General features: G+C 60.4%; 13 protein-coding genes and 1 riboswitch. Of the genes, 5 read left to right on the top strand and 8 right to left on the bottom strand.

Features of this window, described 5'->3' with window-relative positions:
• Nucleotides 1-9 precede the first annotated feature (9 nt).
• From FGQ61_RS08130 to FGQ61_RS08120, 3 genes are all read right to left on the bottom strand, one after another.
• Complete coding sequence (locus tag FGQ61_RS08130; RefSeq protein WP_035137003.1) at nucleotides 10-1,140, bottom strand: GTP-binding protein; 1,131 nt, start codon at nucleotides 1,138-1,140, stop codon at nucleotides 10-12.
• Nucleotides 1,141-1,226: 86 nt separating this feature from the next.
• On the bottom strand, nucleotides 1,227-1,568 hold the full coding sequence (locus tag FGQ61_RS08125; RefSeq protein WP_055252194.1) for an arsenate reductase family protein: 342 nt from the start codon (nucleotides 1,566-1,568) through the stop codon (nucleotides 1,227-1,229).
• Between the two features lie 16 nt (nucleotides 1,569-1,584).
• Nucleotides 1,585-2,208, bottom strand: coding sequence for a flavodoxin family protein (locus FGQ61_RS08120; RefSeq protein ID WP_138111835.1), 624 nt, complete (start codon nucleotides 2,206-2,208; stop codon nucleotides 1,585-1,587).
• Between the two features lie 258 nt (nucleotides 2,209-2,466).
• On the opposite strand from FGQ61_RS08120, the gene FGQ61_RS08115 reads away from it, so the two are divergent.
• Nucleotides 2,467-3,336 carry a patatin-like phospholipase family protein gene (locus tag FGQ61_RS08115; protein WP_138111838.1) on the top strand — a complete coding sequence of 290 codons (870 nt, stop codon included), beginning with the start codon at nucleotides 2,467-2,469 and terminating at the stop codon, nucleotides 3,334-3,336.
• Between the two features lie 101 nt (nucleotides 3,337-3,437).
• Here FGQ61_RS08115 and FGQ61_RS08110 read toward each other — a convergent pair whose 3' ends face one another.
• Genes FGQ61_RS08110 through thiM form a run of 3 tightly spaced genes read right to left on the bottom strand, consistent with a single transcriptional unit; the run spans nucleotide 3,438 to nucleotide 5,314 of the window.
• Nucleotides 3,438-4,133 (bottom strand): thiamine phosphate synthase, encoded by a 696-nt coding sequence (locus FGQ61_RS08110; RefSeq protein WP_117769839.1) that lies wholly within the window; start codon nucleotides 4,131-4,133, stop codon nucleotides 3,438-3,440.
• Nucleotides 4,130-4,471 carry a thiamine-binding protein gene (locus FGQ61_RS08105; protein ID WP_225093307.1) on the bottom strand — a complete coding sequence of 114 codons (342 nt, stop codon included), beginning with the start codon at nucleotides 4,469-4,471 and terminating at the stop codon, nucleotides 4,130-4,132. Before FGQ61_RS08105 ends, FGQ61_RS08110 begins: the two co-directional genes overlap by 4 nt.
• Nucleotides 4,472-4,474: 3 nt before the next feature.
• Nucleotides 4,475-5,314 carry a hydroxyethylthiazole kinase gene (gene thiM, locus FGQ61_RS08100; RefSeq protein ID WP_238022525.1) on the bottom strand — a complete coding sequence of 280 codons (840 nt, stop codon included), beginning with the start codon at nucleotides 5,312-5,314 and terminating at the stop codon, nucleotides 4,475-4,477.
• A gap of 51 nt (nucleotides 5,315-5,365) precedes the next feature.
• A riboswitch (TPP riboswitch) is annotated at nucleotides 5,366-5,476 on the bottom strand.
• Nucleotides 5,477-5,639: 163 nt separating this feature from the next.
• On the opposite strand from thiM, the gene FGQ61_RS08095 reads away from it, so the two are divergent.
• The 4 genes from FGQ61_RS08095 (at nucleotide 5,640) to FGQ61_RS08080 (ending at nucleotide 10,202) form a co-directional block, all read left to right on the top strand.
• Nucleotides 5,640-6,548 (top strand): HAD-IIB family hydrolase, encoded by a 909-nt coding sequence (locus FGQ61_RS08095; RefSeq protein WP_138375182.1) that lies wholly within the window; start codon nucleotides 5,640-5,642, stop codon nucleotides 6,546-6,548.
• A gap of 10 nt (nucleotides 6,549-6,558) precedes the next feature.
• Nucleotides 6,559-7,455 (top strand): LysR family transcriptional regulator, encoded by an 897-nt coding sequence (locus FGQ61_RS08090; protein ID WP_138111844.1) that lies wholly within the window; start codon nucleotides 6,559-6,561, stop codon nucleotides 7,453-7,455.
• Between the two features lie 155 nt (nucleotides 7,456-7,610).
• Entirely contained in the window at nucleotides 7,611-8,744 is a 1,134-nt protein-coding gene (locus FGQ61_RS08085; RefSeq protein ID WP_229025959.1) for a 5-methyltetrahydropteroyltriglutamate--homocysteine S-methyltransferase, read from the top strand.
• Nucleotides 8,745-8,867: 123 nt separating this feature from the next.
• Nucleotides 8,868-10,202 carry a uracil-xanthine permease family protein gene (locus FGQ61_RS08080; protein ID WP_138111850.1) on the top strand — a complete coding sequence of 445 codons (1,335 nt, stop codon included), beginning with the start codon at nucleotides 8,868-8,870 and terminating at the stop codon, nucleotides 10,200-10,202.
• 61 nt (nucleotides 10,203-10,263) lie between these two features.
• Here FGQ61_RS08080 and FGQ61_RS08075 read toward each other — a convergent pair whose 3' ends face one another.
• Together FGQ61_RS08075 and FGQ61_RS08070 are read right to left on the bottom strand one after the other, a co-directional pair.
• Nucleotides 10,264-10,929 (bottom strand): alpha/beta hydrolase, encoded by a 666-nt coding sequence (locus FGQ61_RS08075; protein ID WP_117716506.1) that lies wholly within the window; start codon nucleotides 10,927-10,929, stop codon nucleotides 10,264-10,266.
• A 207-nt stretch (nucleotides 10,930-11,136) separates the two neighbouring features.
• Nucleotides 11,137-12,921: a carbohydrate-binding domain-containing protein gene (locus FGQ61_RS08070; RefSeq protein WP_161115311.1), complete on the bottom strand. Its 1,785-nt coding sequence runs from the start codon at nucleotides 12,919-12,921 to the stop codon at nucleotides 11,137-11,139.
• Nucleotides 12,922-13,073 lie beyond the last annotated feature (152 nt).

The following is a 13,073-nucleotide window of genomic DNA, read 5'->3' as shown; positions in this document are numbered from 1 at the left end:
TGGATAAACCTAGGCGCGGTGCCAGTCGGTCAGGCAGGCATCGAGGGAGGCGATGAGCGCATCCTTGTCCATGTGACGGCCGATGATGCACAGGCTCGTCATGCGGTCGCCCGTCTCGTCGTCCCAAATCTGCATGATCTCGGGGTTCTCGTCGATGATCTTCTGCTTCTCGCCCTCGGGCGCCGAGTCGACAAACAGGCCGTTCTCCATCAGGCGCATCTGGTGGCCGGCCTGCTCGAACATGTAGCACATGTCCGGATCGCCGGTCTGCCACAGCGGGCCCTTGACGCGAATGACCTCGTCGGGCCACTCCTGCTCAACAAAATCGGTGAACTTTTGCAGGTCAAACGGCTTGCGGCGCGAGTACACAAAGGTCTCGATGTCGTACTCGAGCACCTCGGGGTCGTCGTGCTCCTCGGGATGTTCCATGGCCTCGATCCAGGCGGCGGAGTTGTAGGCGCGCATAAAGTCGAAGCGGTCGGTGTCGAGCAGCTCCTCCATGGGGACCTCGCCGTTTTGGGCCTCGACGATCACGGCGTCTTTCTGCAGGCTGCGCACGATGGCCTTAAGCTCGGCGATCTGCTCAGGGCTCACGGTATCGGTCTTGTTGAGGATCAGCGTGGAGCAGAACTCGATCTGCTGGATGAGCAGACTCTCGATGTCGTCCTCGTCGATATCCTCTGCCAGCAGGTCGCGACCGCCGTTGAACTCGTCGTACATGCGGGCGCAGTCGACCACGGCCACGATGTTGTCGAGCGCGAGCTTGGGCTCGCCTCCCACCTTGGCCTCGTCGCAGAAGCTCGAGATGGTGTAGGCGATGGGGATGGGCTCGCAAATGCCCGAGGCCTCGATGATGATGTAATCGAAGTTGCCCGAATCGGCGATGCCCTGCAGCTGGTTGGCCAGGTCGTCCGAAAGCGTGCAGCAGATGCAGCCGTTGGTGAGCGGGATGAGGTCATCGGTCTCGGAAAGGCCGCCGTCGGCGATAAGGCTGGCGTCGACGTTGATCTCGCCGATATCGTTGACGATCACGGCGGCGCGGATGCCGCCGTCGTTAGCGAGGATGTGGTTGAGCAGCGTGGTCTTGCCGGCACCGAGGTATCCGGTAAGCATGATGATCTTCACGGGTTTGTTGGGCATGTGCCCTCCTTTGTTAGACATGGCTTACAGTTGAATCTTATGCCAAACGCCTGCTCTTATACCCACGCGCCGGCAAATAACACAAGCTACTCCCAGGCTCCCCATACATCGGGGCAATAACCGACGGTGGCCTTTTTGCCGTTGCGCACGATGGGCTCGGCTAGAACCTGCTGGTTCTCGAGCAGCTTGTCGAAGCGCTGACTGGGGGTGAGATGCTGAATGAGCGCGAGCGTCTCCTCGTCCTTGGCTTTGGGGTTGAGCAGCTTGTCGATACCGCCGACCGCCTGCATCACGCTCGTGAGCTCGCCCTTGCTCATCTCCTTTTCCTTAAGGTCGATAAACTGCACCTTAATGCGGCGCTCTTTAAAATAACGCTGTGCCTTCTTGGTATCGAAGGACTTCTTGGTGCCGAAGATTTGCACGTTCATAGTATGTTCCGCCGTTCTACCTGATGAAGTTGGTCGTTGCTCGATCTGCCTCGGGTGCGTTGATACCGGCGGCCTGTCCGGCCTCGATGCAACGTAGAAGCCAAGCCATGTTCTTACCGATGTTTCGCATGGTGGCAAGGCCCTCGGCATCCCCATCGGCGTCGCCGGGCACGCGGCCAAACACGTTGTTCCAGTAGGTGGAAGCAACTACGGGCATCTGCTTAATGGTGAAGTACTTGTTGAGCACATCGAAGGTGGTCGACGTGCCGCCGCGACGGGCGACGGCGACCGCGGCGCCGGGTTTGTGCTCAAAGGCATGCCCGCCGGCATAGAATGCGCGGTCGAGAGCCGAGAGGATGCGTCCGCTGGGATGCGCATAGTAGACGGGCGAGCCAAAGACAAAGCCGTCTGCCTGCTCGGCGGCAGCGATGAGCTCGTTCACCACGTCATCGTCAAAGGTGCAGCGACCGCCAAGCTTGCCGCACTGACCGCAGCCGATGCAGTCGCGAATGGGCTTGGCGCCCAGCTGAAACACCTCGGTATCAATGCCTTCCGCATTGAGTTGCTCGGCGATCTCGGCGAGTGCGCGGGCGGTGTTGCCGTTTGCCTTGGGGCTGCCATTGACCAAAAGAACCTTCATCATAAACTCCCTCTGCTTTTGGTGACTTCTGCTGAGAATTATCTCACGTTGCGTGCGATGACGTCGGCATGGTGCGGGCGATGTTTATCCCGCAACGTTCTTAAGGGCGTTCATGCCTAAGGCCATCTAGGGGCATTGCGGTACGGCATGGGGAATGCATTGGGAAACGTTCGATAAATGCTTATAAACACGTTTTTGACGGCATACGTTGACAGATATACTTGTTGAGTTCAAAAGCATGGGAACGGAGATGGTTGCATGACACAGCCGGAGACATCACACACGGTGGGGCTTGCGCTCGAGGGAGGCGGCTACCGCGGTATGTATACGGCGGGCGTGCTCGACGTTTGGATGGAGCACGGTTTGACCTGCGACCATATGGTGGGTGTCTCGGCGGGTGCGGCGTTTGGCTACAACTTTAAATCGCGCCAGATCGGCCGCGCCATTCGCTATAACAAGGCCTATTGTGCCGATAAGCGCTATGCGGGTGTAGCAAGCTGGCTGCGGACCGGCGATATGTTCAATGCCGATTTTGCCTATCACGAGGTGCCTATCGAGCGCGATCCCATCGACCTGGAGACATATCGCGCCTGTCCCATGCGGTTTACGTGCGTGTGTACCGATATCGAGACGGGCAAGGCTGTCTACCACGACCTGCCCTATGGCGATGAGCGCGATATCGAGTGGATCCGGGCGTCGTCGGCTATTCCCGTGGCGACGCGTCCTGTTGTCATTGAGGGACACAAATATCTGGATGGTGGCGTGGCTGATTCTATTCCCAGTGCATGGCTGTTTGCGCAGGGCTACGACCGCAACGTGGTGGTGCTGACGCAACCGGCGGGCTTTGTAAAGCAGCCCAACAGCGTTATGCCCATGCTGCGGCGCGTGTTCCGTCACTACCCGGAGTTTGTCGCGGCGCTTGAGCATCGGCATGAGGTCTACAATGCCACGCTCGATGACCTGGCGCGTCGCGAGGCTGCCGGCGAGGTCTTTATGGTGCGGCCGAGCGAATCGGTGAAGGTGCCGTCGCTGTGCCGCGAACCGGATGAGCTCGAGCGCATCTATCAGATCGGTCGTCGAGATGCGGAGGCGACTTTGCCGGCGTTGAAAGCGTATCTGGCGGGGTAAGGGTCGCATGCGGAAAGCGCATCCCGGAATGGAGGCTCAAACTGGGATGCGCTTTCCATTGCTGAAGATATGAGGCTGCGAATCAGCTGCTCGGCCTAGACTTACGCCTGCTGCCAGGTGTCGACGAGCTCCTTGGCCGCGGCGTAGGGGTCATCGGCGCTGCAGACGGCGCTCACCACGAAAAAGCCGTCGACGCCGGTGGCCTTGAGCTGTGGCAGGTCGGCCGTCTTGACGCCGCCGCCCACCACGATGGGCACGGGGCTTGCCGCGTGGAGGGCGGCCAGGTCCTCAAAGCTCTTGGTGATGATAGAGCCGTCGGCCGCGCGTCCGCAGTCGCGCTTGGTCTCGGTCTCGTGGAGTGGGCCGATGCCCAGGTAGTCGACTAGGCTCATGTCGGCGGTCTTGACGTACTCGAGCATCTCCTCGCAACGGGCGGAAAGGCCCACGATGGCGTTGGGCCCCAGCAGCTTGCGACAGACCTCGACGGGAATGTCGCTCTGGCCCACGTGCACGCCGTCGACAGCAATACCCTGCTCGCGCGCGGCGAGTACGCAGTCCAGGCGGTCGTCGATCAGCAGGGCAACCTGACCGGTTTTGCCGGCCTGTGCGATTGCCTGCGCGGCGTCGCCCGTCAGCGCAATGATCTCGCGGGCGCTTGCCACCTTGGAGCGCACCTGGATGCAGGTAAAGCCGGCGTCGAGCGCCTGGGCCACCACATCGCCCACGGGACGCCCGAGCGTGTTTTCGGGGCCGAGTACCAGATAGGCCGAGATATCAAGGTTGTCGCGGATGCTCATCGTGCTTCCTCCTGCTTTTTGATCTGCGCTTCCATGCGTTCGAGCTTGCCGGTCATGGTGTCGGTAAATCCGGGTCGAATATCGGCTTTGAGCACGACTTCGGTGCGGATGCCCTTGCTCGCCAACACAAAGGTTGCGTCGCGCACGACCTGCATGACCTCGTCCCAGTCGCCCTCGATCTCGGTGAACATGGAGGTGGTGCGGTTGGGCAGGCCGCTCTCGCGAATGACACGCACGACCTCGGCGACCTCGGCGGATAGCTCATCGCCGGTGCCGCACGGGGCGATGGCCACGGCGACGAGCGTGTTCATGCCGGCATTGGTTGCGGGCTCGGACATGGCCTATGCCTCCTCGAGCTCGAGTCGGTTATCGGCGATGTCTTGGGCGGTTGCGCGGTAGAGCTCGTCGATAAAGGCGACCTTAAAGCTTGCCGGGGCGTCGGCGACAGCGGCGGCACGCGTGCCGGCCACGTTGTAGACGGCGGTGCCGCAGACGGCTGCCGTAAACGGGTCGGCGGCGCAGGCGTACACGGCCAGCACGCCGCCCTGCGAGCAGCCGCAGCCGGTGATCTTGGACATGAGCGGGCTGCCGCCGTGAGACTTGGCCACCGTCGTGCCGTCGGTGATCAGGTCGACTTCGCCCGAGACCACAACGGCGCCACCGGTGTGGCGAGCGAGCGCCACGGCGGCACCACGGGCGGCGTCGACCGTGTCGGTGGTATCGACACCGCGCACGCGGCTCAGATCGGCCGCCTCGCCCTCAAGACCCCACAGGCCGGCGAGCGCGATAATCTCGGAGGCGTTGCCGCGCACGATGGCGGGCTTGTACTGCTTGAGCTCGTTGACCAGCTGGGTGCGCAGGCTACCGATACCCAGGCCCACCGGATCGAGCACCCAGGGCTTACCGGCGTCGTGTGCCGCCTTGGCCGCGCGGGGAATCGTTTGCTCGTAAATGGGGAAGAGCGTGCCCATGTTGAGATAGATGGCGCCGCCGCCGGCAACGAGTGCCTCGCCCTCGTCGGGCAGATAGACCATGGCGGCCGATCCGCCCACGGCGAGCTGCGCGTTGGCGACAAAGTCGATCGTCACCGTGTTGGTGATGGAACCGGCCATCGGATTGGTAGCGCGAATCTCCTCCACGGCCTTGACCATATGTTGCTTAAGCTGTTCCGAATCAATCACTGCACATGCCTCCTTGGCATAGAAAAGGGGCGCTGTGCATAGACAGCGCCCCTGTAAAGGCGGCATGCTCCCTACGCCAGCATTAACTGACAGGTTCAAAGGATTGGGCCCATTGCCCTCTCAGCCTTGTGGTTTGCACCGCCGGCACTCCCGCATCGAATCTGTTGTTCCCTATACTAGCGCACCTGCCAAAAAGGGACAGGTTTATTTTGGCAGGTAACAACTGGGACTTTGCGTTTTCCCAGATGAAACCTGCCGAAATAAACCTGTCCCTTTTTGGCAGGTCGGTACAATAGATGGGATTAAGAATGACCGAGGGGACCTTATGATCAAACTTGTGCTGACCGATATGGACGATACACTGATTCCAGCCGGGCATGACGGCGCCAGCGACTACGCCATTGAGGGTATTCATGCCATGCAGGCGGCGGGTTTGCACTTTGGGCCGGTTTCGGGTCGTCAGCCGTCCGCGATGGGCTGGATGTTCCGCAATCGCTCCGAGTGCTTCTCGACCGGTGCGTTTTGCAACGGCCAGGTGATGTTTGTCGATGGCGAAGTAGTCGCTTCGCGCGCAATCGATAACGATGTCCTTATGCGCTTAGCCGATTATTTTGAACAGGAGACCGACGATACGTATTTGAAGGTCTACCGTCTGGGTGATGACTTTTGGAATAACGATGCCTATTGCGTGACAAGCGATCCCGAGCGTGTGCGTCGCGCCATGAAGTCAGGCGGCAACGCGTGGCTCAAGGGCGAAGAGGCTCCCTGTCGTCCTGTCGTTGACGATGCCCCGGTATACAAGGCGAATATCTGGAGTGCCCGTTCGCGCGAGGAGCTCGCCGAGCTGCGCGAGCGTGTTGCCGCTGAGGTGCCGGAGCTCTCACTCGTGTTTCCCAACAACCGCGTGCGCCTGTTCGACGTTCTTCCGACCGGCTGGGACAAGGGCTGCGCTGCGCTGGAGCTGGCGCGCGCTTTGGGCCTGACGCCCGACGAGGTGGCCGTATTTGGCGATTCCGATAACGATTTGCCCATGATCGATGCCGTTCCTAACTCCGTTGCAGTCGCCAATGCCAACGAGGCCGTCACGGCTGCCGCACGCTGGCATATTGGCGCTGCGGCAGATGATGCGGTTGCCGGGGCTCTGCATCAGATTGCCGCCTGCGCCGCGACGGGGGAGATGCCGTCGTTTATGAGCCAAATGGACACGGCGGGTTTTGACGTCACGAACGTCTAGGGAGAAAGCCATGAAGCTCCAGCAACTCAGATATGTCGTCAAAGTTGCCGAATGCGGCAGCATCACCGAGGCCTCGCGCCGGCTCTTTGTGTCGCAGCCTTCGATTACCGCGTCGATCCGCGATCTCGAAAACGAGATGGGTGTGCATATCTTTGAGCGCACCAACAAGGGTGTCATTGTGTCCGAGGAAGGCGAGACCTTCTTGGGGTACGCGCGCCAGGTGCTCGACCAGGCCGACCTGCTCGAGGGCAAGTACAAAGGTACGTCCGAGCAGGTGCCGCACTTTAGTGTGAGCTGCCAGCATTATTCCTTTGCCGTTAATGCGTTTGTCGATGTGATCCGCGAGTTCGATGCCGCGCGCTACGACTTTACCCTGCGCGAGGAGCAGACCCACGAGATTATCGAGGATGTCGCGCATATGAAAAGCGAGCTGGGCATCCTGTATCTGTCGGAGCACAATCGCGAGGTCATCGAGCGCATGCTGGTGGCCAACGAGCTCGTGTTCGAAGGGCTCTTCTGCGCCACGCCGCATGTCTTCGTCTGCGCCGACCATCCGCTGGCGGGCCGCTCCAGCGTGACGCTCGAGGATCTGGAAGACTACCCGTTCCTGTCCTACGAGCAGGGCAGCTATAACTCGTTTTATTATTCCGAGGAGCTGACCTCGACCTTTGAGCGTCGCAAGAATATCCGCGTGCGTGACCGTGCGACGCTGTTCAATTTGGCCATGGGCCTCAACGGCTACACGGTATGCTCGGGCGTGATCAGCCACGAGCTCAACGGCCCCGGCATTATCTCGATTCCGCTCGACGTGGACGAGTACATGGAGATCGGCATTATTACGCGCAAGAACACGACGCTCACGCGCTACGGTCGGGCCTATATCGACGCGATTCGTCAGCATATCTAGGCTGCTGTGCTCCGCACGGTTCAAGTCTCTTTATGACAGTCCAGACTGATATAGGAAGCATCTATATCAAACTGTTATAAACGTATATTTTACGATGGCCATATGAGCGCTCATACTCTGTCCCAGTAAAGCAACCAATGCAAAGGGAGATATCTATGAGCACTTCGATTCAACCGAACGCGCCGTTTCGCGCCGATATCGTCGGCAGTTTTCTTCGTCCGCAGGCTGTAAAGGATGCCCGTGCCGCCTATGTCGCGGGTAAACTTGACGCTTCCGGCCTTAAGGCCGTCGAGGACGATGCTATTCGCGATTTGGTGGCAAAGCAGAAGGCCGCCGGCCTGCAGGTCATCACCGATGGCGAGTTTCGCCGCAGCTACTGGCACCTCGATTTTATGTGGGGGCTGAACGGCGTCGAGCGTCGCACCTCGCGTACGGGATATATGTTCCACGACGAGGAGACCACGGCCGATACCGCCGTGGTGACTGGCTCCATCAGCGGCGAGAACCACCCCTTCGTCGAGCACTTTAAGTTTGTCAAGGCACTTGAGGGCGAGGACCACGTTGCACGCCAGACCATCCCGGCGCCTATCCAGACGTTCTCTGAGGTCACGCTCGACCGCTGCGATGGCCAGCAGGAGAGCCTGCGCGCTGTCTATAAGACCGATGAGGAACTTGCCGACGCCATCGCAGCCGCTTATCGTACGGTGATCGCCGACCTGTACGCTGCAGGCTGCCGCAACATCCAGTTTGATGACTGCACCTGGGGCATCTATTGCGATACCGACTTTGTGTCCAAGACCGGCATGAGCCCGGTTGATCTGCAAAAGGTGAGTGAGCTGGGCGTGGCGCTCAACAACGCCGCTATCGAGGGCAAGCCCGACGACCTGGTCATTAACACGCATGTGTGCCGCGGTAACTACCACTCTACCTATGCCTTCGAGGGTGGCTATGACCCCATCGCGCCATACCTGTTCGCAAACGAGGATGTTGACGCATTTTACCTGGAGTTCGATACGCCGCGCGCCGGCGGTTTTGAGCCGTTGAGGTACGTTGCCCCTGGCAAGAAGGTCGTGTTGGGCCTGGTGACCACCAAGGCCGCTGAGCTTGAGGACGAGGATGCCATCGTCGAGCGTATTCACGAGGCTGCAAAGTATGTTCCGCTCGAGAACCTGTATCTGTCTCCGCAGTGCGGCTTTGCCAGCTGCGAGATTGGCAACAAGCTGACCGAGGACGAGCAATGGGCAAAGATCGCGCTGGTCAAGCGTATTGCCGAGCGCGTTTGGAAATAGCGGTAACGTTCGCAGGTGACGGCGCGTGCGAGACATGGCGCATCGCGTACAATGGTTCGGATCGTATCGTTCGGGCAGGTAATCCGCTATGCTCGAGCGCCCTTCCATTTTGAAAGGACTCTCATGTCCCAGTCCTCGACGCCCGCCGCCAGCGATGCCATCTACGACGCATCGTCGCTCGGCCGCCCGCGCATGTTTTTGCTCGGTCTGCAGCACCTGTTTGCCATGTTTGGCGCCACCGTGCTGGTGCCCGTGCTCACCGGTCTCTCGGTTTCGGCAACGCTTTTGTTTGCCGGTTTGGGCACGCTGCTGTTCCACTTCCTGTCGCGCGGTAAGGTGCCGGCATTTTTGGGCTCATCGTTTGCCTTTATTGCCGGTTATGCCGCAATCGCGCCCAACGGCGAGACCGAGCTTTTGCCCTACGCTTGTCTGGGCGTTGCTTGCGCCGGCCTGCTTTATCCGGTGCTTGCGGCGCTCTTCCGCGCCTTTGGCGCCAAGCGTGTCATGCGTTTCTTCCCGCCGGTGGTGACTGGCCCCATCGTCATTTCGATCGGTCTGATCCTGGCGAGCTCCGCTATTGCTAACTGCCAGACCAACTGGCTTGTGGCTGTCATTGGCGTTGCCGTTATCGTCATCTGCAACATCTGGGGCCGTGGCATGGTCAAGATCGTGCCGATTTTGCTGGGCGTTGTGGTGAGCTATGCCGTTGCGGCTGCGCTCGGCGAGGTTGATTTCTCGGGCGTTGCCGCCGCTCCGTGGGTCGGTCTGCCCATCGTGTGGGACAACACCGTGTTTGCACTCTTTGGGCCGCAGTTCGATAACGGTCTTGCCACGACGGCCATCATCACCATCATGCCGCTGGCCTTCGCGACCATGATCGAGCATATCGGCGATATCTCTGCTATCGGTTCGACTTGCGAGCGCAACTACATTGCCGATCCCGGTCTGCATCGCACGCTGCTCGGCGACGGCCTTGCCACGATTCTGGCTTCGCTCTTTGGCGCTCCGGCCAACACTACGTATGGCGAGAACACCGGCGTGCTCGCCCTGACGCGCGTGTTCGACCCGCGCGTAATTCGAATTGCCGCGTGTTGCGCCATCGTGCTTTCGTTCTGCCCCAAGTTCGCCGCGGTCATCGCCGCCATGCCGGCATGCGTTATCGGCGGTGTGTCGCTCGTGCTCTACGGCATGATCAGCGCTGTGGGCGTCCGCAACCTCATCGAGAACCAGGTCGATTTCCAGAACAACCGCAACGTGCTGGTTGCCGCGCTGGTGCTCGTGCTTTCGCTCGGCATCGCGTACAGCACCGCCGGCGCCATCGTGTTGGAGCTGGGCGGCGTGACCATTTCGCTGTCCGGCATTGCCGTGGGCTCACTGGTGGGCATCGTGCTCAACGCCATCCTGCCGGGTAACGACTTTGAGTTTGATGTCTCCGAGCTTGAGGAGGCTGCTGAGTAGCAGCTGCGTTCAGCTAAAACAAGATATGGTGCCCATGCGTATATGCGTGTGGGCACCATTTTTAATGCGTCAGTATCCAGTGGATGCCGCGGGCCATGCGTAAGTCGGTTTGGGCAAAGTGATTGCCGGGGTTGAGCTCCAGCGTTGTTGGAATGCCGCGCTCGACGAGCAACGCTTCCATCGCGCGTGTGTCGTCGAGTACATGCCGCATCATGCGGTTGGGCGTCTTGGTTTCCTTTTTGCCGAGTGACAGGTAGACGGCTTGCGGGCTGCCGGCAAAAGGGGCCGTGCTGGCACGGTCGACAAAGTCGGGAAACCATAGCGACCCCGATGCGCTCGCGGCGCGGTCAAAGGCGTCGGTTTGCCAGAGGGACCAGAGTGCGAAGAGGCCCGCGAGCGAGTAGCCGGCAATGCCGCGCCAGGTGGGCGGCTGAGGAAGCGACGACTCGACCTGGGGGATTATCTGATTCAGCAGCTCATCAAGAAAATCGGCAGCTTGGCCGCCGAAAGGCTCGGCATCGCGTACGGTCCCGTCGCATGCCCAGGGGCTCAGCTCGCGATTCCAATCGAGCCCGCCAATGGTGACGAGGGCGAAAGGCGGACAGTCGAGCTCTCGGCAACACTTATAAACCTCGCTGCCGTCGCCCACGACCACAGGAAGGTAGATGACAGGCGCGCTTTCCGTATGATTCGAATAAACGGTTATCTGCTTTTGATGCGCTTCCATGACGGGCTTCTCTCAGTGTTGTGATATCGGCAGCCCCAATTGTCGCACGCCAGCGTATGCCGGTTGGGCTAGACCAAAGACAATCTCGTGCATCCCCTGCGGACGCATATGGAAAACGCCACCGCCGGAGGGGAGCTCGGCGGTGGCGTTGTTAAACGGTGCTGGGGCTCGGGGCCTTCGCGGGAGCTGCCATGTGCGCAGAGGCGTCTAAGAACGCTTACGGCTCGCCATGGTGCCTGCGGCGATAGCGGCTGTTCCCGCAAGGACGGTTGCCACGATGGCCGCACCCGAGGTGTCGCCGGTTGCCGCGAGCACGCCGGTAGTCTTGGCTTTCGTGGTTGAAGCCGCAACGGCCTTGGTCGGCTTTGAGCCCTCAGGCTTGGGGTTCTGCTTGGACTCCGCGGGCTTGCTTTCTGCGGGCTTGGTCTCGTCGGGCTTGGGGTCTTCCGGCTTGGCTACCTCGGGAGGTGCGATGGTCGTACTTTTGGCGACTGCTTTGATATAGAGGGAGTCGACCGTGGCGTCGCCCGTGCCGATGGCTTGGCCTGCCTCGTAGATGCCGTCACGGAGCTTGCGATAGTCAATGACCTTGCCGCCTTCGGGCGTCTGGATGGCGGCGTTCTCAATCTTGATGGTGCCGATTGTCTTGCCGTCAGCGCTCATGGCACGGGCAAAGATTGCCGCTGTATCTCCTTCGGCCGTTACCTTGCTGCGGATGATCGAGATGACTGCGGGTGTGACGCCCTCGCTGGTCTGGGCGATGATGCCGATGTTCTCGCCTTGGGGTTCGCGCCTCGTCTCGCCATCTTGGTTTTCGCTGTAGGGGATGGGGCCGTCGCCGTTCTCGACATAGCGGGCTATGGCCTTGACAACGGAGTCGCTGATGTAGATGTGGCCGCCCTTCTCGTTGGGTCGATCGTTTCTGGTGGAGAATGCAGCCGAAACCTCGCCTTCCGCAAACGCGTCCACGGTGGAGCCGTTCTTGACGACGATGTCGTCCTGGTAGGTGAAGAGGGCGTTGGCGCCACCGTATCTGCCTTTACTTGCACGGACCGTCACGTTTGCATGATCGAGGGTGATGCCCTTGTGGGCATAGACGCCATATTCAACACCGTTTACGTTGAGGGAGGCGTTTGTGGCTGCGAGGCTGCCCTTGGCCTCGACGGCAGCGTCTTCCTCGGAGCTTGCCTTGACCTGGCTGCCGTCCGAGATGTTGATATTGTCGCCGCTCCAAAGGGCCTCACCATCGGCTGAGCTTGCCTCGACCGTCCCGCCACCCTTGATGGTGAGGTTCTTGTCGGCTCCAATACCCTTGTCCTTGGTAGCCCTGGCGGTGACGGCTCCGCTGTCGTCAATCGTGATATTGCCGTTTGCCCTGATGCCATCCGATGCACCCGTGGCGTTGACGTTGCCCGAACCTTTGATAGCGAGATCACCTCCGGCATTGATGGCATCAAACCCAGTGCTCGTGGCGTTGACGGATCCGGCTCCGTCGATGTTGATATTACCCGTGGTGAGGATAGCGTCCTCAGTAGATGTCACGCTGAGCGTGCCGCCCTCGTCGCCTTGGATATTGAGCTCGGCATTCTCGTTAGTGCCATGAGAAACGTTGATGCTTTCGATCCATTCGGCAGTGACGATGTTGGTTCCCGAGTAATTCACGTTGAGCTTGCCTGCGGCCTGGATCTCGCCGCCGTTATAGTTGTTGAGCTTCAAGTCGTCGGCGCCGTCCCACGACCAGGTACCGGCCTCGTCGCTCGCCGCGGTGTTGTACTTGTTGCCGCCGACCTTGACCCATTCCGCTGCGAGCGAGACGCTCGGCATGAGCAGCGAGCTCACCGTGAGCGCGCAGGCCAGGCCGCAGACGATGCGGCGCGTCACGCGGCGCCAGCTGCCGTGCGCGAGTCCTATGCGACGGCGAACGTCGGGTTCGGCAACATGGGTTCCGGCGGTAGTGTCATTGCGTTTGGGGGTCGTGAACAAGGCTGCCATGGTTGCTCCCGTTCTCATAGGGCCTATACGACTAGATTCAGCGTATCTGCTGGATGTTGCCGGCGGTAGTGCCGTTTGGAGGGCAAAATGGCCAAAAGGGGGTGCGGACGATTTCTTGGACCGCGCCTAGGCGTATCCAAGCTTCCTGCGGT

This window comes from Collinsella aerofaciens, assembly GCF_005844325.1.
Lineage (GTDB): Bacteria > Actinomycetota > Coriobacteriia > Coriobacteriales > Coriobacteriaceae > Collinsella > Collinsella aerofaciens_G.
Note: the sequence above shows the minus strand (reverse complement) of the source record. Positions and strands in the feature narration are given on the sequence as shown.

Excerpts from the sequence above, each read along its gene's own strand:
- FGQ61_RS08095 (WP_138375182.1), top strand. The coding sequence starts at position 5,640 with ATGATCAAACTTGTGCTGACCGATATGGACGATACACTGATTCCAGCC.
- FGQ61_RS08090 (WP_138111844.1), top strand. The coding sequence starts at position 6,559 with ATGAAGCTCCAGCAACTCAGATATGTCGTCAAAGTTGCCGAATGCGGC.
- FGQ61_RS08115 (WP_138111838.1), top strand. The coding sequence starts at position 2,467 with ATGACACAGCCGGAGACATCACACACGGTGGGGCTTGCGCTCGAGGGA.
- FGQ61_RS08085 (WP_229025959.1), top strand. The coding sequence starts at position 7,611 with ATGAGCACTTCGATTCAACCGAACGCGCCGTTTCGCGCCGATATCGTC.
- FGQ61_RS08130 (WP_035137003.1), bottom strand. The coding sequence starts at position 1,140 with ATGCCCAACAAACCCGTGAAGATCATCATGCTTACCGGATACCTCGGT.
- FGQ61_RS08075 (WP_117716506.1), bottom strand. The coding sequence starts at position 10,929 with ATGGAAGCGCATCAAAAGCAGATAACCGTTTATTCGAATCATACGGAA.
- FGQ61_RS08080 (WP_138111850.1), top strand. The coding sequence starts at position 8,868 with ATGTCCCAGTCCTCGACGCCCGCCGCCAGCGATGCCATCTACGACGCA.
- FGQ61_RS08125 (WP_055252194.1), bottom strand. The coding sequence starts at position 1,568 with ATGAACGTGCAAATCTTCGGCACCAAGAAGTCCTTCGATACCAAGAAG.
- FGQ61_RS08105 (WP_225093307.1), bottom strand. The coding sequence starts at position 4,471 with ATGTCCGAGCCCGCAACCAATGCCGGCATGAACACGCTCGTCGCCGTG.
- FGQ61_RS08070 (WP_161115311.1), bottom strand. The coding sequence starts at position 12,921 with ATGGCAGCCTTGTTCACGACCCCCAAACGCAATGACACTACCGCCGGA.
- FGQ61_RS08110 (WP_117769839.1), bottom strand. The coding sequence starts at position 4,133 with ATGAGCATCCGCGACAACCTTGATATCTCGGCCTATCTGGTACTCGGC.
- FGQ61_RS08120 (WP_138111835.1), bottom strand. The coding sequence starts at position 2,208 with ATGAAGGTTCTTTTGGTCAATGGCAGCCCCAAGGCAAACGGCAACACC.